The organism is Candidatus Pantoea deserta (genome assembly GCF_003813865.1).
GTDB classification, from domain to species: Bacteria; Pseudomonadota; Gammaproteobacteria; order Enterobacterales; family Enterobacteriaceae; genus Pantoea; species Pantoea deserta.
In genome coordinates, this window is sequence record NZ_RMVG01000003.1 from 267,740 (window position 1) to 286,997 (window position 19,258).

At 59.7% G+C, this 19,258-nt stretch carries 16 protein-coding genes; 13 read left to right on the top strand and 3 right to left on the bottom strand.

The annotated features are described in order from the left end of the window. Positions 1-7: 7 nt before the first annotated feature. From cheA to flhE, 12 genes are all read left to right on the top strand, one after another. Positions 8-1,981 (top strand): chemotaxis protein CheA, encoded by a 1,974-nt coding sequence (gene cheA, locus BBB56_RS06535; RefSeq protein WP_199756217.1) that lies wholly within the window; start codon positions 8-10, stop codon positions 1,979-1,981. A 22-nt stretch (positions 1,982-2,003) separates the two neighbouring features. Continuing rightward, positions 2,004-2,501, top strand: coding sequence for a chemotaxis protein CheW (gene cheW / locus BBB56_RS06540; RefSeq protein WP_123799970.1), 498 nt, complete (start codon positions 2,004-2,006; stop codon positions 2,499-2,501). Between the two features lie 192 nt (positions 2,502-2,693). Next, positions 2,694-4,370 carry a methyl-accepting chemotaxis protein gene (locus BBB56_RS06545; protein WP_123799972.1) on the top strand — a complete coding sequence of 559 codons (1,677 nt, stop codon included), beginning with the start codon at positions 2,694-2,696 and terminating at the stop codon, positions 4,368-4,370. Between the two features lie 223 nt (positions 4,371-4,593). Further along, on the top strand, positions 4,594-6,252 hold the full coding sequence (locus BBB56_RS06550) for a methyl-accepting chemotaxis protein (protein ID WP_123799974.1): 1,659 nt from the start codon (positions 4,594-4,596) through the stop codon (positions 6,250-6,252). 177 nt (positions 6,253-6,429) lie between these two features. Beyond that, complete coding sequence (locus tag BBB56_RS06555) at positions 6,430-8,106, top strand: methyl-accepting chemotaxis protein (RefSeq protein ID WP_123799976.1); 1,677 nt, start codon at positions 6,430-6,432, stop codon at positions 8,104-8,106. 84 nt (positions 8,107-8,190) lie between these two features. After that, the gene (cheR, locus tag BBB56_RS06560) at positions 8,191-9,066 is read left to right on the top strand and encodes a protein-glutamate O-methyltransferase CheR (protein ID WP_123799978.1); all 876 of its coding nucleotides are present in this window, start codon (positions 8,191-8,193) and stop codon (positions 9,064-9,066) included. Continuing rightward, on the top strand, positions 9,063-10,112 hold the full coding sequence (locus tag BBB56_RS06565; RefSeq protein ID WP_123799980.1) for a protein-glutamate methylesterase/protein-glutamine glutaminase: 1,050 nt from the start codon (positions 9,063-9,065) through the stop codon (positions 10,110-10,112). The genes cheR and BBB56_RS06565 overlap by 4 nt, the downstream gene beginning before the upstream one ends. Positions 10,113-10,151: 39 nt before the next feature. Next, positions 10,152-10,541, top strand: a complete 390-nt coding sequence (cheY, locus tag BBB56_RS06570) for a chemotaxis response regulator CheY (RefSeq protein WP_123799982.1) — start codon at positions 10,152-10,154, stop codon at positions 10,539-10,541. A 9-nt stretch (positions 10,542-10,550) separates the two neighbouring features. Continuing rightward, positions 10,551-11,192, top strand: a complete 642-nt coding sequence (cheZ, locus tag BBB56_RS06575) for a protein phosphatase CheZ (protein ID WP_123799984.1) — start codon at positions 10,551-10,553, stop codon at positions 11,190-11,192. Between the two features lie 159 nt (positions 11,193-11,351). Next, the gene (flhB, locus tag BBB56_RS06580) at positions 11,352-12,503 is read left to right on the top strand and encodes a flagellar biosynthesis protein FlhB (protein ID WP_123799986.1); all 1,152 of its coding nucleotides are present in this window, start codon (positions 11,352-11,354) and stop codon (positions 12,501-12,503) included. After that, on the top strand, positions 12,496-14,589 hold the full coding sequence (flhA, locus tag BBB56_RS06585; protein ID WP_123799988.1) for a flagellar biosynthesis protein FlhA: 2,094 nt from the start codon (positions 12,496-12,498) through the stop codon (positions 14,587-14,589). The genes flhB and flhA overlap by 8 nt, the downstream gene beginning before the upstream one ends. A 26-nt stretch (positions 14,590-14,615) precedes the next feature. Next, on the top strand, positions 14,616-14,987 hold the full coding sequence (gene flhE / locus BBB56_RS06590; protein ID WP_123800355.1) for a flagellar protein FlhE: 372 nt from the start codon (positions 14,616-14,618) through the stop codon (positions 14,985-14,987). Between the two features lie 178 nt (positions 14,988-15,165). Here the strand turns inward: flhE and argS are convergent, their stop codons facing one another. Next, positions 15,166-16,896 (bottom strand): arginine--tRNA ligase, encoded by a 1,731-nt coding sequence (gene argS / locus BBB56_RS06595; protein ID WP_123799990.1) that lies wholly within the window; start codon positions 16,894-16,896, stop codon positions 15,166-15,168. A gap of 195 nt (positions 16,897-17,091) precedes the next feature. Continuing rightward, the gene (locus tag BBB56_RS23915) at positions 17,092-17,214 is read right to left on the bottom strand and encodes a hypothetical protein (protein ID WP_009089698.1); all 123 of its coding nucleotides are present in this window, start codon (positions 17,212-17,214) and stop codon (positions 17,092-17,094) included. Between the two features lie 308 nt (positions 17,215-17,522). On the opposite strand from BBB56_RS23915, the gene BBB56_RS06600 reads away from it, so the two are divergent. Beyond that, a complete protein-coding gene (locus BBB56_RS06600) occupies positions 17,523-18,089 on the top strand; it encodes a VOC family protein (RefSeq protein WP_123799992.1) in 567 nt (188 codons plus the stop codon). On the opposite strand, the gene BBB56_RS06605 is transcribed toward BBB56_RS06600, so the two are convergent. Beyond that, positions 18,086-19,231, bottom strand: coding sequence for a MalY/PatB family protein (locus BBB56_RS06605; protein ID WP_123799994.1), 1,146 nt, complete (start codon positions 19,229-19,231; stop codon positions 18,086-18,088). The two genes, BBB56_RS06600 and BBB56_RS06605, sit on opposite strands and share 4 nt — an antisense overlap. Between the last annotated feature and the right edge of the window lie 27 nt (positions 19,232-19,258).

Here is a 19,258-nt window from a genome sequence, read left to right on the forward strand (position 1 = left end):
CGTGAGCATGGACATCAGCGATTTTTACCAGACGTTTTTCGATGAGGCCGATGAGCTGTTAGCCGATATGGAGCAGCATCTGCTGGGACTCGATCCCCTGGAGCCTGACCCTGAGCAGCTAAACGCCATCTTCCGCGCCGCCCACTCAATAAAAGGCGGAGCCGGAACCTTTGGCTTTACGGTGTTGCAGGAAACTACCCACATTCTGGAAAACATTCTGGATGGTGCTCGTCGCGGCGAGATGCAGCTCAGCACCGACATCATCAACCTGTTTTTGGAAACCAAAGATATTATGCAGGAACAGCTCGATGCCTATAAAACCGCGCAAGAGCCTAACGCGGAAAGCTTTAACTATATCTGCGAAGCCCTGCGTCAGCTGGCGCTAGAGGCCAAAGGCCTGCCGGTCGCCGCGCCGGCGGCTGCGCCTGTGGCTGAGACCGCGCCGGTGAGCAGCGGTCTGCGCGTTCAGCTGGTCGGCCTGAAAGAAAAAGAGGTCGATCTGCTCCAGGAAGAGCTGGGCAATCTTGGCAGCCTGAGCAATGTCGTGAAGGGCAGCGACTCCCTTGAAGCGAGTATTGAGGGCGTCAGCAAAGATGACATCGTGGCGGTGCTCTGCTTTGTGATTGAAGAGTCGCAGATTCGCTTCCCTGGCGCGGAGACGACCGTCGCCGAGCCGGCGGCGGCAACCGCGCCCGTGGTGGTGGAGGCCGCGCCAGCGCAGAGCGCCAGCGTCAGCGAGCTGCCGGTGGCGAAGCGCGAAGCCAAACGCGCCGCCGCGCCGTCGAAAAGCAGCGAATCCAGCAGCATCCGCGTGGCGGTAGAGAAAGTCGATCAGCTGATCAACCTGGTGGGCGAGCTGGTGATCACGCAGTCTATGCTGGCGCAGCGCTCAGGCGAACTGGACCCGGTCGCGCACGGCGACCTGCTGAACAGCATGGGGCAGCTGGAGCGCAACGCGCGCGATCTGCAAGAGTCTGTGATGTCGATTCGTATGATGCCGATGGAGTACGTGTTCAGCCGCTTCCCGCGTCTGGTTCGCGATCTGGCGAGCAAGCTGGGTAAAGAGGTGGAGCTGACGCTGCTCGGCAGTTCGACGGAACTCGACAAGAGCCTGATCGAACGCATTATCGATCCGTTAACGCACCTGGTGCGCAACAGCCTTGACCACGGCATTGAGTCGCCGGAGAAACGCCTGGCCGCGGGCAAAGTGGCGACCGGCAACCTGACGCTGTCGGCGGAACATCAGGGCGGCAATATCTGCATCGAGGTGTCTGACGACGGCGCGGGCCTGAACCGCGAGCGTATTCTGGCCAAAGCGCTGTCCTCAGGTCTGCCGGTCAGCGAAAACATGAGCGACGAAGAGGTCGGGATGCTGATCTTCGCGCCGGGCTTCTCTACCGCTGAGCAGGTCACCGACGTGTCGGGCCGCGGCGTGGGCATGGACGTGGTGAAACGGAACATTCAGGAAATGGGCGGTCATGTGGAGATTGCCTCGAAGCAAGGCAAAGGCACCACTATCCGTATCCTGCTGCCGCTGACGCTGGCGATCCTCGACGGCATGTCGGTGCGCGTGGCGGATGAGGTCTTTATCCTGCCGCTCAACGCCGTGATGGAATCTCTGCAACCGCGCAGCGAAGAGCTGAAGCCGCTGGCGGGCGGGGAGTGCGTACTGGAAGTTCGTGGCGAGTATCTGCCGCTGGTTGAGCTGTGGAATGTGTTCGACGTGCAGGGCGCGAAAACCGAGGCGACTCAGGGCATCGTGGTGATCCTGCAAAGCGCGGGCAAGCGATACGCTCTGCTGGTCGATCAGCTGATTGGACAGCATCAGGTCGTGGTGAAGAACCTGGAGAGCAACTATCGCAAAGTGCCTGGCATCTCCGCCGCCACCATTCTCGGCGACGGCAGCGTTGCGCTAATCGTGGACGTATCGGCGCTGCAATCGCTCAACCGTGAAAAACGTGTGGCCGGCGCGGCCGCCTGACTGACAACAAAAGGGTAGAAACATGACTGGAATGGCAACCGTGACCAAAATCGCCGGCGAAACCGTCGGCCAGGAGTTCCTGGTATTTACGCTGGGTGACGAAGAGTACGGTATCGATATTCTGAAAGTGCAGGAGATTCGCGGCTACGATCAGGTCACGCGCATCGCCAACACGCCGGATTTTATCAAGGGCGTCACCAACCTGCGCGGCGTGATCGTGCCGATTATCGATCTGCGCGTGAAATTTTCCCAGCCGGACGTTGAATACAACGACAATACCGTGGTGATCGTGCTGAATCTGGAACACCGCGTGGTGGGCATCGTGGTAGACGGCGTTTCTGACGTGCTGTCGCTGACGCAGGACCAGATCCGCCCGGCGCCGGAGTTCGCTGTCACTATGTCCACCGAATACCTCACCGGTCTTGGCGCGCTCGGCGACCGTATGCTGATTCTGGTCGACATTGAAAAGCTGCTGAGCAGCGAAGAGATGGCGCTGATGGACTCGCTGCGCAGCGCGTAAGCAAAGACGGCGCTGATGGAATCGCTGCAAAGCGCCTGAGCGTTGTTAACGGGCCGGTATGGCACCGGCCCGTTATTATTTCCTTTTAAAATCAAAAAGAAAGATCAACTTTTTCCTCTGCCGCGCGCTAAATTAATCCCGCTTCGCGCCGATAATAACCCTGCTTTATCTCCTACTTTCCCAGGGCTTTCTATGTTAACTAAAATTCGCGTAGTCACCAGTTTACTGCTGGTTTTACTGTTGTTTGGCCTGTTCCAGGCTTTCTCAGGAGCGGTGTTTTTCTCGGCATTAAGCGATGATAAAACCAGCTTCAACGTCTCTCAGCTCGCCGGTAAGAATCTTCAGGCGCTGAACGACGCCTATATGAGTCTTAACCAGAGTCGCGTGGTGCTGACGCGTATTCAGCTGCGCATCGCCAACAGCAAGGTGGATGGCAAAGCGCCGGATATTGCCTCGCTGTTTACCGACAGTCAAAAGTTCCAGCAAACGGCGGCGGCCAACTTTGAGCTGTTTAAAAAAATACCGGATACGCCTGGACAAAACGCGGCGCTGAACAATCAGCTGATGGACGCCTATGGCGCCTATGCTACCGCGCTGGTGCAAATGCAGACGGCGCTGGAGACCAACAATCTCTCTGAAGCCGGCAAGGTGCCGGTGGCGCCGAATCAGAGCGCCTTCCTGAAGATCTATACCGACTGGCGCATTAATCAGGCGCAACTCACTGAAAAGGGCGTAGAGAAAAATGCCAGCGCCTACACGCGTATGCTGTGGATTCTGGGCGCCATCATGGCGCTGGTGGTGGTGACGATCGCGCTGTGCTGGGTCGGACTGCGTCGCATTCTGATCAATCCGCTGAACACGAATATTGCGCACATTCAGCAGATTGCGCAGGGGGATCTGACCCAGACGATTCAGGTGCAGGGCCGCAACGAAATGAGCCAGCTGGCAGCCAGTCTGCATAATATGCAACAGGCGCTGGTGCGCACCGTCAGCGACGTGCGCGACGGCTCCGACGCCATCTTTACCGGCGCCAGCGAGATTTCGGCGGGCAACAACGATCTCTCCGCACGCACCGAAGAGCAGGCCGCCTCGCTGGAGCAGACCGCCGCCAGCATGGAGCAGCTTACCGCTACCGTGAAGCAGAACGCCGAAAACGCCCGTCAGGCGTCGCAGCTGGCGCTGAGCGCGTCGGAAACCGCGCAGAAGGGCGGCAATGTGGTGGATGGCGTGGTGAAAACCATGAGCGACATCGCAGGCAGCTCGAAGAAGATCGCCGACATCATCAGCGTGATCGACGGTATCGCCTTCCAGACCAATATCCTGGCGCTTAACGCCGCGGTGGAAGCGGCGCGCGCCGGCGAGCAGGGACGCGGTTTTGCCGTGGTCGCGGGCGAAGTGCGCAGTCTGGCGCAGCGCAGCGCTCAGGCGGCGAAAGAGATCAAGGCGCTTATAGAAGACTCGGTGAATCGTGTTAATACCGGCTCGCAGCTGGTTGGCACCGCCGGAGAGACCATGAGCGACATCGTTAACGCGGTCACGCGCGTCACCGACATCATGGGTGAAATCGCCTCGGCGTCCGACGAGCAGAGCCGCGGTATCGATCAGGTCGGTCAGGCTGTGACCGAAATGGATCGCGTGACGCAGCAGAACGCCTCGCTGGTGGAAGAGTCCGCCGCCGCCGCGGCGTCGCTGGAGTCACAGGCGAGTCGCCTGAGCCAGTCGGTCGCCGTGTTCAGGGTCCCGCGCGCCGCCGCCGCTGTCGGCACGCGTCACGTTCAGATTGCCGCTCCGGCCTTAAGCCAGACCGCTGCCGCTCCGCGTAAGGCGCTGACCGCGCCCGCCGGCGACGCCAACTGGGAAACCTTTTAATCGACTTCGTCAGCGCCGTGCGCTGAGCCGCTGACTCAACCTGTTTGTCGTTGTTTAATGCCAGGCGTTAGGCCTGGCATTTCCTCCCTGGCTGACGCCGTTCAGCCTGAACGCCTGCTTTCAATACCTACATAACTGTAAAAACAGTTAAATATGCTCAGTTCCGCCAGGGTCGCGCCGATAGAGAGGCTGCACGTTCTTAAATGACTTTTGGGGAGAATATATATTGAAACGCATCAAAGTGGTGACCAGCCTGATCGCCGTGCTGGCTATCTTTAGCCTGCTACAGCTCATGTCGGGCGGACTGTTCTGGTCTGCGCTACACAAGGACAAAGACGCCTTTGCGCTGGCGCAGACGTCGAACCGGAACGTCACGGCAATGACCGATGCCTGGATTGCCCTGAACCAGACGCGTATTACGCTCAATCGCGCCATGCTGCGCCTGCAAAGCAGCACGGCGGCCGATATCAACGGCGGTCAGCTTGATGAGCTGGTCAGACAAACTGAAAAGCAGCTGGCGCAGGCCGAGCGGCAGTTCAAAATCTATTACGATCTGCCTGGCACGCCAGGGCTGGAGATCCCGCTGCGCGACCGACTGGAAGCGCAGTACACCCGCTATCATGAAGGTCTGGTCGGCATGCTGGATCGCCTGAAGGCGCGCGATCTGGAGGGGATGTTCCGCTTTAATATTGAACAGTCGCAAAACAGTATGCAGGCCGCCTATAGCGAATGGCGGGAAAAACAGACCGCGCTTGCTGAACAGGGCGTCGCGCAGAATCAGCGCGCCTTTACGCAGATGATGTGGCTGCTGGCGGCGATTGCGCTGCTGGTTACGGCGGTGGTGGTGGCCTGCTGGTATGGCCTGCGCCAGGTTTTGATCCAGCCGCTGCATCAGCTGCTGGCGCATATTCGCGCCATTGCCGCCGGCGATCTGACTCAGCCGATTAACGCGGAAGGGCGCAATGAAATGAGCCAGCTGGCGAACGGCCTTCAGGAGATGCAGCAGGCGCTGGTGCGCACCGTCAGCGACGTGCGCGACGGTTCCGACGCCATCCTGAGCGGCGCCGGCGAGATCGCGGCCGGTAATAACGATCTCTCCGCACGCACCGAAGAGCAGGCCGCCTCGCTGGAGCAGACCGCCGCCAGCATGGAGCAGCTTACCGCCACCGTGAAGCAGAACGCGGAAAACGCCCGTCAGGCGTCGCAGCTGGCGCTGAACGCGTCGGAAACCGCGCGCAAAGGCGGCGTCGTCGTTGACGGCGTGGTGAAAACCATGAGCGACATCGCAGGCAGTTCGAAGAAAATCGCCGACATCACCAGCGTGATTGACGGCATCGCCTTCCAGACCAATATCCTGGCGCTCAACGCGGCGGTGGAGGCGGCGCGCGCCGGCGAGCAGGGTCGCGGCTTTGCCGTGGTCGCGGGCGAAGTGCGCAGTCTGGCGCAGCGCAGCGCCCAGGCGGCGAAAGAGATCAAGGCGCTGATTGAAGACTCAGTGAATCGGGTCGATGCCGGTTCGCAGCTGGTGGGCAGCGCGGGTGAGACCATGAGCGACATCGTCGGCGCGGTCACGCGCGTCACCGACATCATGGGTGAAATCGCCTCGGCGTCCGACGAGCAGAGCCGCGGCATCGACCAGGTAGGTCTGGCCGTTACCGAGATGGATCGCGTGACGCAGCAGAATGCCGCGCTGGTGGAGGAGTCCGCTTCCGCGGCCGCGTCGCTGGAGAGCCAGGCGAGCCGACTGAGCCAGTCGGTGGCGGTGTTTAACATCCCGCGCAGCGCGCAGGCGCTGCCATCGCCGGTGCGTGCCGTACCGGCCACGGCGGTTAAAAAAGCCCAGGCTCTCCCCGCCGACGGCGCCAACTGGGAAACCTTCTGATCCTGACCCATACGCCCGCAGGGAAGCGGGCGGCTAAGACTTTTATCCTCCGCGGCAACGCATCCTGATCGCGCCTGCCTGTTTTTATGCGCCGCTGGTCCAACCCCTTGCTGCCGACATAAAGATCCCTCCACAAAGGCCGATAACTGGTGCGATCCGCCAACCAATGAGGTGTTTATGTTTAATCGAGTACGCGTTGTCTCCGGTCTGTTAAGTGTGCTGGTGCTGTTTGTCCTGCTACAGCTGATTTCCGGAGGCGCTTTTTTTACCACGGTGAAAGCCGATAAAGAGAATTTTGCTTATAACCAGCGTCTCGCGACGCTGCAACAGGCGATGGGCACCTCATGGGTTTCACTGGTTCAGGCGCGCAATACGCTGAACCGGGCCGGGGTCCGCTATCTGCTGGATAGCCAGCAGGCTGGTTCCGGCGCCACCGTGTCAGAGCTGGTGGCGCTGGCCAACGAGGAGCTGAAGGTCGCAGACCAGGGCTTTGCTGACTTCAACGCCAATTTGTCCGAGAAGGGTAAAACCGCCCAGAACGTGCTGACCCTCCAGGCAAACTACAAAGCCTACCGCGACGCGCTGGCGGAGCTGATTGGTTTTCTCGGCGCCGGCAATTTCAAAGGATTTGTCGATCAGCCGACGCAAGGTTTTCAGGACAAGTTTGAAAAGGATTACACCGCGTGGCTGAACTACAACCTGGTGCTGGCAAAGCAGGGTATTGACGCCAATAACAACGCCTATGAACGCGCGATTATGATGGCGCTCGGCCTGGTGATTATCACGCTGCTGCTGAGCCTGCTGGTGTGGACGCTGATGCGCCGCGCGCTGATTAGCCCGTTGAAGCAGAGCATTGAGCAGATCCGTCATATCGCGCGCGGCGATCTGACTCAGCCAGTGACCTTTACCGTACGCAACGAGCTGGGCGAACTGCTGGAAGCGCTGCAACACATGCAGCAGGAGCTGGTGCGCACCGTCTCTACCGTGCGTGACGGCGCAGACGCGATTTATACCGGCGCCAGCGAAATCGCCGTGGGCAACAACGATCTCTCCTCCCGTACCGAAGAGCAGGCCGCCTCGCTGGAGCAGACCGCCGCCAGCATGGAGCAGCTTACCGCTACCGTGAAGCAGAACGCCGAAAACGCCCGTCAGGCGTCGCAGCTGGCGCTGAACGCCTCTGAAACCGCGCAGCAGGGCGGCAAAGTGGTGGATGGCGTGGTGAAAACCATGAGCGAGATTGCAGGCAGCTCGAAGAAAATCGCCGACATCACCAGCGTGATTGACGGCATCGCCTTCCAGACCAATATCCTGGCGCTTAACGCGGCGGTGGAGGCGGCGCGCGCCGGCGAGCAGGGTCGCGGCTTTGCCGTGGTCGCGGGCGAAGTGCGCAGTCTGGCGCAGCGCAGCGCTCAGGCGGCGAAAGAGATCAAGGCGCTGATTGAAGATTCCGTAGCGCGCGTCGATACCGGTTCCGTACTGGTAGAGAGCGCCGGTGAAACCATGCATGACATTGTGAGTGCGGTCACGCGCGTCACCGACATCATGGGTGAAATCGCTTCGGCGTCCGACGAGCAGAGCCGCGGCATCGACCAGGTAGGTCTGGCCGTTACCGAGATGGATCGCGTCACGCAGCAGAACGCCGCGCTGGTGGAAGAGTCCGCTTCAGCGGCCGCATCGCTGGAAGATCAGGCCAGCCGACTGAAACAGGCAGTTTCTGTGTTCAATATCGGTAAAGAATTTGTCGCCCAGGCCGTTAACAGAACTACAGCAGCGAAAAATCCGCGTCTGGATGCTCCGGTAGCCGCTTCGCGCGCGCCGGTCGTCCGCAGTGACGAAAACTGGGAAACCTTTTAATCGCCTGGATGGCCGGTCGGCGGCAGCGCCGACCGGCATAGCAGCAAAATTTAATCAGTGAAGTACGGTGCCAGGTGACCTGAAATGAAGAAATCGACGTTACTGGATCAAAACGAAGCGACAACGCTGCTCTCCCAGATGGTGCAGCGTCTGCCGCTCTCGGATACACATTTTCGTCGTATCAGCCAGCTGATCTATCAGCGCGCAGGCATTGTGCTGGCCGATCATAAACGTGAGATGGTTTACAACCGCCTGGTGCGTCGCCTGCGCACGCTGAATATTGATGATTTTGGCCGCTATCTGGCGCTGCTGGAGAACGACGCCAACAGCGCAGAGTGGCAGGCCTTTATTAACGCGCTCACCACCAACCTGACGGCCTTTTTTCGCGAGGCGCACCATTTTCCCGTGCTGGCGGACCATGCGCGCAAGCGCAACGGCAGCTTTAACGTCTGGTGCGCGGCGGCCTCGACCGGCGAGGAGCCTTACTCCATCGCCATGACGCTGGCGGAAACGCTGGGTAGCGGACCGGGAAAATTTCAGGTGCACGCCAGCGACATCGATACCCAGGTGCTGGAAAAAGCGGTCTCCGGCGTCTATCGCCAGGAGGAGCTGCGCACCCTGTCACAGCAGCAGCTTCAGCGCTTTTTCCTGCGCGGCACGGGGCCGCATGCCGGCATGGTGCGCGTGCGGCCGGAACTGGCGAACAGCGTCAGCTTCGCCCAGCTTAACCTGCTGGCTAACGAGTGGTCGCTGCCAGGTCCGTTCGATGCAATTTTTTGTCGCAACGTGATGATCTATTTCGATAAAGAGACGCAGGAGAAGATTCTGCGTCGGTTTGTTCCCCTGCTGAAGCCGGGCGGTCTGCTGTTTGCCGGTCACTCAGAGAACTTTAGTCAGATCAGCAAAGAGTTCTGGCTGCGCGGGCAAACCGTCTATGGACTGACGAAGGAAAGACGATGAGCAAAATCACCGTGATGTGCGTGGATGACTCCGCGCTGATGCGACAGCTGATGACCGAAATCATCAACAGCCATCCCGACATGGAGATGGTGGCCACCGCGCCCGATCCGCTGGTCGCTCGCGACTTGATTAAGCAGTACAACCCGCAGGTGTTGACGCTGGACGTTGAGATGCCGCGCATGGATGGTCTCGACTTCCTTGAGAAGCTGATGCGTCTGCGTCCGATGCCGGTAGTGATGGTCTCGTCGCTGACCGGCAAAGGCTCAGAGATTACCCTGCGCGCGCTGGAGCTGGGCGCGGTGGATTTTGTCACCAAACCGCAGCTCGGCATTCGCGAGGGGATGCTGGCCTATAGCCAGATGATCGCCGACAAGATCCGCGCGGCGGCGCGTGCACGACTGCATGCCCGTCCGTCAATGCCTGCGCCGGTCACGCTCAAAGCGGGTCCGCTGCTCAGTAGTGAAAAACTGATTGCGATTGGCTCCTCCACGGGCGGAACCGAAGCGATCCGCCATGTGCTTCAGCCGCTGCCGCCGACCAGTCCGGCGCTGATGATTACTCAGCATATGCCGCCGGGCTTTACCAAATCCTTTGCCGAGCGTCTCAACAAGCTCTGCCAGATTACGGTGAAAGAGGCGGAAGACGGCGAACGCATTTTGCCTGGACACGCCTATATCGCGCCGGGCGCTATGCATATGGAGCTGGGGCGTAGCGGCGCGAACTATGTGGTGAAACTGAATGACGGCCCCCCGGTGAACCGACATAAGCCGTCGGTGGATGTGCTGTTCAAATCGGTGGCGACCAATGCCGGACGCAACGCCGTTGGCGTCATCCTTACCGGAATGGGCAACGACGGCGCGGCGGGCATGCTGGAAATGCACCGCGCCGGCGCCTGGACGATTGCGCAGAACGAAGCGTCCTGCGTGGTCTTTGGAATGCCCCGCGAAGCTATCGCCAGCGGCGGCGTGAGCGAAATTCTGGATTTAGGCAACATCAGCCAGCACATGCTGGCAAAAATTAGCGCCGGACAGGCACTGCGTATTTAACAGGCCCGTCCTGCCGGGCGAGATAACACAGGAGTAATTATGGTTGATAAAAACATGCGCTTTTTGGTGGTGGACGACTTCAACACGATGCGCCGCATCGTGCGTAACCTGCTGAAAGAGCTGGGCTTCAATAACGTCGAAGAAGCAGAAGACGGCGTGGATGCCCTCGGCAAGCTGAAGGCAGGCGGTTTCGACTTCGTCATTTCTGACTGGAACATGCCGAACATGGATGGGTTGCAGCTGCTGCAAACCATTCGCGCCGACGCCGCGCTGGGCAAGCTGCCCGTGCTGATGGTCACGGCAGAGGCGAAGAAAGAGAACATTATCGCGGCCGCGCAGGCCGGCGCCAGCGGTTACGTGGTGAAGCCATTCACCGCCGCGACGCTGGAAGAAAAATTAGGCAAGATCTTCGAAAAACTGGGCATGTAAGGAGATGTGATGAGCGACCTTCCGAAACCAACTGAGGATGCCTCGGCACACGATATCATTGCTCGCATTGGCTCGCTGACGCGCATGCTGCGCGACAGTCTGCGCGAGCTGGGGCTGGACAAAGCCATTGCCGATGCGGCTGAAGCCATTCCCGATGCCCGCGACCGTCTGGACTATGTAGTGCAGATGACGGCGCAGGCTGCTGACCGTGCGCTGAACTGCGTCGAAGCGGCGCAGCCGCATCAGGATAAAATGGAAGCCGGGGCAACCCAGCTGAAAGGACGTTGGGACCAATGGTTTGAAAACCCGATTGAGCTGGCCGATGCGCGAGAGTTGGTGACGGATACGCGCGAATTCCTCACCGCCGTGCCAGAGCATACGTCCTTTACCAACAAACAGCTGCTTGAAATCATGATGGCGCAGGATTTCCAGGACCTCACCGGTCAGGTTATCAAGCGCATGATGGATGTGATTCAGGAGATTGAGCGTCAGCTGCTGATGGTACTGCTGGAAAATATGCCGGAAGTCAGCGCCGAGAAGCGTCAGGAGGGCACCAGCCTGCTGAATGGTCCGCAAATCCACGCCGATGCGCCAGGCGTGGTGGCGAACCAGGATCAGGTTGATGACCTGCTGGATAGCCTGGGTTTCTGACATCGGTTTTAGCCTCAGATCGGGCGGCGCTACGCCGCCCGATCGTTATTCGTTTGCCTTATGGCGAAATTACCCCGCTTTTTCTCCGCTTAATCGCCGCTTTAACCGCGACGTACTTTGGCATCCTGTGCTCAGAATTCCCATCCACTGAGGTTTGTCGTGGCTGAAGAGAGCGACGAGGACAAAACAGAATCGCCCACCGCCCACCGGCTGGAAAAAGCACGGGAAGAGGGGCAGATTCCGCGATCGCGCGAGCTGACATCGGTGCTGATGCTGCTGGCGGGGCTGATGATCCTGTGGCTGGGCGGCACGCTGATGGCGCGTCAGCTCGCGGCGATGGTCGCCTCCGGGCTGCGCTTCGACCACAGTATGGTCAGCGACAGCAAGCTGATTATCGGTCATATCAGCAGTCTGATCGGCCAGGCCGTAATGGCGCTGCTGCCCCTCATGGGCGGCCTGGTGCTGGTGGCGATCGCCGCGCCGATGCTGCTGGGCGGCCTGGTGATCAGCGGCAAATCCATCAAGATGGATTTTAAAAAGCTTAACCCGCTGCCGGGGTTTTCGCGCATGTTCGCCGCGCAGGCCTGGACCGAGCTGTTCAAAGGGGTGCTGAAAGCGGTGCTGGTGGGCTGCGTAGGCGGCTGGTACATCTGGTCGCACTGGCCGGAGATGCTGCGCCTGATTAGCCAGTCGCCCAGCAATGCGCTGATGCACGGGCTGGAGATGATTGCCGCCTGCTGCGCGCTGGTTATTCTGGGGCTGATCCCGATGGTGGGGTACGACGTCTTCTGGCAGCTTTACAGCCACTTTAAAAAGCTGCGCATGTCACGTCAGGAAATCCGCGACGAATTTAAGCAGCAGGAAGGCGACCCGCACGTCAAAGGGCGTATTCGTCAGGCGATGCGCGCCGCCGCGCGCCGCCGCATGATGGCCGATGTGCCGAAGGCGGACGTGATTGTGACCAACCCGACGCACTACTCGGTGGCCTTGCAGTACAACGAGAAAAAGATGAGCGCGCCGAAGGTGGTCGCTAAGGGCGCGGGCGAGGTGGCGTTGAAAATCCGTGAAGTGGCCGCCGAACATCGTATTCCGCTGCTGGAGGCGCCGCCGCTGGCGCGCGCGCTCTATCGACATACTGAAATCGGTCAGCAGATCCCCGGCGCGCTCTATGCGGCGGTGGCGGAAGTGCTGGCCTGGGTCTGGCAGCTGCGTCGCTGGAAGCGCGAAGGCGGCCTGATACCCAACAAACCCAAAAACCTGCCGGTTCCGGCAGAGATGGACTTTGCAGGAGAGAAGCAAAACGATGGCTAACCTGGCCGCAAAACTGCGTTTACCGAACAACCTGAAAGACACGCAATGGCAGGTGCTTGCCGGTCCCGTGTTAATCATGATGATCCTGTCGATGATGGTGCTGCCGCTGCCCGCCTTCATTCTCGATCTGCTGTTCACCTTTAATATCGCGCTCTCCATTATGGTGCTGTTGGTCGCGATGTTCACCCAGCGCACGCTGGAGTTCGCCGCCTTTCCCACCATTCTGCTGTTCTCTACGCTGCTGCGTCTGGCGCTAAACGTCGCCTCGACGCGTATTATCCTGATGGAAGGCCACACCGGCGCAGGCGCGGCCGGACGCGTCGTCGAAGCCTTCGGTCACTTCCTGGTAGGCGGCAACTTCGCTATCGGTATCGTGGTGTTCGTTATCCTGGTGGTGATCAACTTTATGGTGATTACCAAAGGCGCCGGGCGTATCGCGGAAGTGGGCGCGCGCTTTGTGCTGGACGGGATGCCCGGTAAGCAGATGGCGATCGACGCCGATCTCAACGCCGGTTTGATCGGCGAAGAAGAGGCGAAAAAACGGCGTACCGAAGTCACCCAGGAAGCTGACTTTTACGGCTCGATGGACGGCGCCAGTAAGTTCGTGCGCGGCGACGCCATCGCCGGAATCATCATTATGGTGATCAATATCATCGGCGGGCTGCTGGTAGGCGTGGTGCAGCACGGCATGGATATTGGTCACGCAGGCGAGACCTATACGCTGCTGACCATCGGTGACGGCCTGGTGGCGCAGATCCCGGCGCTGGTGATCTCCACCGCAGCGGGCGTGATCGTTACGCGCGTCGGCACCGATCAGGATGTCGGCGAGCAGATGGTCGGGCAGCTGTTCAAAAACCCGCGCGTCATGCTGCTCAGCGCCGGCGTGCTGGGGCTGCTGGGGCTGGTGCCAGGGATGCCGAACTTTGTGTTCCTGCTGTTTACCGGCGCGCTGCTGGGCCTGGCCTGGTGGATGCGCGGTCGCGAAATGGAGGCGAAGAAAAAGCCGGAAACCGCCAGCAGTAGCCTGGTGAAACCTTCAGAGACGCCGGCCAACACCGAAGCCTCCTGGACTGATGTACAGCTTGAAGACTCGCTGGGCATGGAAGTGGGCTATCGCCTGATCCCGATGGTCGATAATACGCAAAACGGCGAGCTGCTGGGGCGTATCCGCAGCATCCGTAAAAAGGTGGCGCAGGATGTCGGCTTTCTGCCGCCGGTGGTGCATATTCGCGACAATATGGAGCTGCCGCCTGCGCGCTACCGCATTCTGATGAAGGGCGTAGAGATTGGCAGCGGCGACGCCTATCCGGGGCGCTGGATGGCGATTAACCCCGGAACGGCGGCGGGCACGCTGCCGGGCGAGGCGACCGTGGATCCGGCGTTCGGGCTGGCGGCGATCTGGATCGACAGCGCGCTGAAAGAGCAGGCGCAGATTCAGGGCTTTACCGTGGTCGAAGCGAGCACCGTGGTCGCTACCCACCTTAATCATCTAATCGGCCAGTACGCCAGCGAGCTGTTTGGCCGTCAGGAGGCGCAGCAGCTGCTCGACCGCGTCAGCCAGGAGATGCCGAAGCTTACGGAAGACCTGGTGCCGGGGGTAATCTCTCTGACCACGCTGCACAAGGTGCTGCAAAATCTGCTGACCGAGCGCGTCTCTATCCGCGATATGCGCACGATTATTGAAACCCTGGCGGAGCACGCGCCAGTGCAGAGCGACCCTCAGGAGCTGACCAGCGCGGTGCGCGTGGCGTTAGGCCGCGCGATTACGCAGCAGTGGTTCCCTGGCAACAGCGAAGTGCAGGTGATTGGACTCGATGCCACGCTGGAGCGTCTGCTGTTGCAGGCGTTGCAGGGCGGCGGCGGGCTGGAGCCTGGCCTGGCCGATCGGCTTCTGGAGCAGGCGCAGGCCGCGCTTCAGCGACAGGAGATGCTGGGCGCGCCGCCGGTGCTGCTGGTTAATCATCCGCTGCGCGCGCTGCTGGCGCGCTTCCTGCGCCGTAACCTGCCGCAGCTGGTGGTGCTTTCTAATATGGAGCTGACCGATAACCGGCAGATCCGTATGACCGCCACCATTGGAGGCAAATAGTGCGCGGCGGGCTGGTGGCGCTGCTGATGCTGGCGTCGCTGCCGCTCTGGGCCGCGTCGGGCGCGTGGCACGCCAGCGTCAGCGGTCCGGCGCTCAGCCAGCGCGGCAGCTGGGTCAAATCAAAACCGCTGGCGCCGCCGCCGGGCGTTTCCGGCGCGGTGCAGGCGATCAACTGGCGCTATCAGCTGACCGCGCCTGCGCCAGCAGGATTACAGGTGAAGCTGTGCGGCACGCAGCGCTGTGCGACGCTGGAAGGCGGCAGCGGCATAACGCGCGAACTGGCTCATCTTGATGCGGGCGAAACGCTGCATATGGTCTTTGGCGTAGCAGGTCAGGGCGCGCTGCCGCCGGGCTTGCGGGTGCTGAGCAGCGAAGTGATGGTGAATTATCAGAATTAAAAAACCCCGCTGCGGCGGGGTTTTTTGGCAGAAAAGAGGCAGAAGCGGATAGCCTGGCGCGAGGGCAGCGTCGCCTGTAGCTTCTCTGCGCGCGCCGTCTCGTTGCGTCGCTAAACGGGCCGACGCGCCGTGTCAGGCCGATCCCTGCCAGCGGCGTATCAGGCCCTTCGGCCGTTTGTTACATGCGCTCTACCGTTTTAATGCCCAGAGTATCGAGACCCTGCTTCAGCGTTTTCGCGGTCAGCGCGGCCAGCTGGAGGCGGCTCTGGCGCGTGGCGTCATCGTCTGCGCTGAGGATCGGGCAGTGCTCATAGAAGCCTGAGAACAGCCCCGCCAGGTCGTAGAGATAGGCGCACATTACATGCGGCGTGCCGTCGCGCGCCACCTGAGTAATGGTCTCTTCAAACTGCAACAGGCGCGTGGCCAGCTGCGCTTCGCGATCTTCTGTAATCACCAGCGGCGCGTCAAGAGTGTCAGCGTCGACACCGGCCTTACGGAATACAGAGAGCACGCGCGTATAGGCATACTGCATATAAGGCGCGGTATTGCCCTCGAACGCCAGCATATTATCCCAGTCGAAAATATAATCAGTGGTGCGGCTTTTCGACAGATCGGCATATTTCACCGCGCCGATGCCGACCACTTCCGCCAGCTGCTGTAGCTCGGCTTCGCTCATCTCCGGGTTCTTTTCACGCACCAGCGTCAGCGCGCGATCGTGCGCCTCTTCCAGCAGATCGGTCAGCTTGATGGTGCCGCCGCTGCGGGTTTTAAAGGGACGGCCATCTTTGCCCAGCATCATGCCGAACGCATGGTGCTCCAGCGGCACGGATTCAGGTACGTAGCCCGCTTTGCGCACGATGGTCCACGCCTGTTGCAGATGCTGGTGCTGACGGGAATCGATGTAGTAGAGCACGCGGTCAGCGTGCAGCGTCTCGTAGCGATATTTGGCGCAGGCGATGTCGGTGGTGGTGTAGAGGTAGCCGCCATCTTTCTTCTGAATGATGACGCCCATCGGCTCGCCTTCTTTGTTCTGGAACTCATCCAGAAAGACCACGGTCGCGCCTTCGCTGGTCACCGCCAGCCCTTTCTCACGCAGATCGGCGACGATGCCGGGCAGCATATCGTTATAGAGGCTTTCCCCCATCACGTCTTTGCGCGTCAGGGTGACGTTCAGGCGGTCATAAACCTTCTGGTTCTGGCTCATGGTGATATCAACCAGCTTCTTCCACATCGTGCGGCAATATTCGTCGCCGCCCTGAAGCTTCACGACGTAGGCGCGCGCGCGTTCGGCGAAGGCTTCATCTTCGTCGTAGGTGCGTTTCGCTTCGCGATAAAAGGCTTCGAGGTCGGCCAGCGCGATCGCTTCGTGATGCTCGTTCTGCTGCTTTTCCAGATAGGCGATCAGCATGCCAAACTGCGTGCCCCAGTCGCCAACGTGGTTGGCGCGGATCACCTTGTGGCCGAGAAACTCCAGCGTACGCACGGCGGCATCGCCGATAATGGTGGAGCGAACGTGGCCTACGTGCATCTCTTTCGCCACGTTGGGCGCGGAGTAGTCAACAACGATGGTCTGCGGCTCAACGGCGGCCACGCCCAGACGCGGCTGCGACAGCGCCTGTTTCGCCTGGGCGGCCAGCCAGTCGCGGTCGAGGAAAATATTGATAAAGCCCGGTCCGGCAATCTCAACTTTGCTGGCGATGCCATGCAGATCAAGATGCGTCAGCACGCTTTCAGCCAGCTGTCGTGGTGCCTGACCCAGCTTTTTAGCGACGGCCATGATGCCATTCGCCTGATAATCCCCAAACTGAACTTTAGCCGACTGACGAACCTGGGGTTCACAGTCTGCCGCCGCACCAGCTAAAATCATCGCCTGACTGACTTTTTCGGAAAGAAGAGCCTGAATATTCACCGCGTTACCTTCATGTGCTAAAAGACCCGTCTGCCATACAGCGAGCCATTGCCGTCATTCTGCCAGTGCGCCCGCAGGTCGCGCAGAATGGAAAAAAGAAGAGGGGAAGTATACGTGAAATGTCTCGTTGCGTCAGCAGTCACCGCGCAGTAGAGAGCGGGGAAACGGCGTCAGGCCGGTTTCCCTGAAGAGAAATTAACGACGACGTAGATGGCGGCGAGGATTTTTGACACTTTTGTCTTCTCGCACCTTCCAGTGGCGGGAAATTGCAAATCCCATCAGTGCGATCAGGACTGCGACAACAATTAACATAGACATAGAGCCATTCCTTGTAGAGGTATTGAGTCAAATTTATAAGAAAGGGGGTGTGGCTGCAATGATTTGGCGGGCAAATAAGAGTTATCTTATTGTACTAATGAAGTTGACTTTTATCAGTAATTTAAGTCGCATCTGTTTAGTATCTGCTGGACCTGAAGAGGAGATAAATCCGAATTAAAAGCGCAAAATTAACGGTTTTTGCGCAAAATAACGGCCAAATCGGATGATTCTTATCATTTTACCGCGCCTAAAGCAGAGCGGGCGGCACTATTCATTGATTAAAAACCTTAAACTACCAGAGGGGTTTCATGGCATCTGACACGATATTTCCACCTGAATTAGCGGATCTGGAGTCAGATCTTGTGCGCTTTGGCGCATCGCTGCAACAATTCGCCGATCGCCTCGGATTAAACTTAGCGGCGCTTGAGGCCGATCATATCGCCGTGCGCTGCCACCAGAACAGCACGGCTGAACGCTGGCAACAGGGACTGGCAAAGATCGGCACGCAGTTTTCCCGGTCGATAATCAACGGCCGGCCCATCTGTCTCTTCAGACTGCGTCAGCCTTTACCGCTCAACGGCTGGCTGCTGGACGTGGTCGAACTGCCCTGGCCTGGCGAGAAGCGCTACCGGCATGAAGGTTTTGAACATGTCGAAATTGTCTTGCGTGGCGATCATGAAACGCTGGGGATGCGCGCAATGGCGCTGCTGAGCGATGAAGCGTTGACGCAGCCGGGCATTTCGTTCAAAACCAGCGCGCCGCTGGGAGAAAATGAGCGGCTGCCGAATCCCACGCTCGCCGTCACCGACGGGCAAACGACGATCAAGTTTCACCCGTGGCGGCTGGAGGAGATTGTCGCCAGCGAGGCGGGTTAAGCGCGCGCGGCTACCGCGGCATGCAGCCGCGTTAACGCCTGTTCCAGCGTGGCGTGCGTGCAGCCAAAGTTAAAGCGAACAAAGCGGTCGTCGCCGAAATCGCGCCCCGGCGAAAAGCCCAGCCCCTGCTTTTCAAAATAGAGCGCCGGACTGGCCACATCCAGTCCGCTACAGTCTATCCAGCCCAGGTAGGTGGCTTCAGGCAGCGCCATCGATAAGCCCGGCAGCGCATTAACCGCCGCATACAAGCGGTCGCGGCTGGTGCGCAGATAGGCGAGCTGCGCCTCAAGCCACGCATCGCCGTCGCGCCAGGCGGCTTCGGCAGCCACCAGCGCCAGAATATCCACGTCGGGCACAATGCCCTGCCGCGTCTGCCTGAAACGCGCCCGCAGCGCCGCGTCAGGAATAATCGCCAGCGACGCGCCCAGGCCAGCGATATTAAAACTTTTCGACGGAGAAATTAGCGTGATGCTGCGCTGCGCGGCATCTTCGCTCAGGCTGGCGAAAGGGATGTGCCGTGCGCCAGGCTCCAGCAGCAGATCGCAGTGGATCTCATCGGAACAGACGATCAGATTGTGCCGCTGAGCAAAGGCCAGCTGCGCCTCCAGCTCGTCGCGTCGATATACGGTGCCGCCGGGATTTTGCGGATTGCATAACAGCAGCAGTTTCTCTTTGCCGTTGAGCGGCGGCTCGGCCTGGCTGAGGTCGATCAGCCAGCGTCCCGCCTCTAACCTTAGCGGCAGATAGATTTGCTCGCGCGCAGCCAGCTTCGCCGCGCCGCGAAAAGGGGGATAGATCGGCGAGGGAGAGAGGGAGCGTTCATCAGGTTGAGTAAAGGCGCGCATCGCCAGATTGAGTCCGCTGACCACGCCAGGCAGCACCACAATCCACTCAGGCTCTACTTTCCACTGGTAGCGCTGTTCAAAGCGATCGATCGCCGCGTCAATCAAACCGGTCGGCCGGGAGCCGTAACCAAAAACGCCATGTTCGACGCGGGTTTTTAGAGCGTTGATGATGCAGTCGGGAGAGCGAAAATCAGTGTCCGCTATCCAGAGAGGCAGGACGTCTGGGTCACTATATTTGTTCCATTTGAGACTATCGCTGTGACGCCGGTCTATACGTTGGTCAAAATTGAATGCCATGTTCTGTTTTCCACGTAAACTGATTTT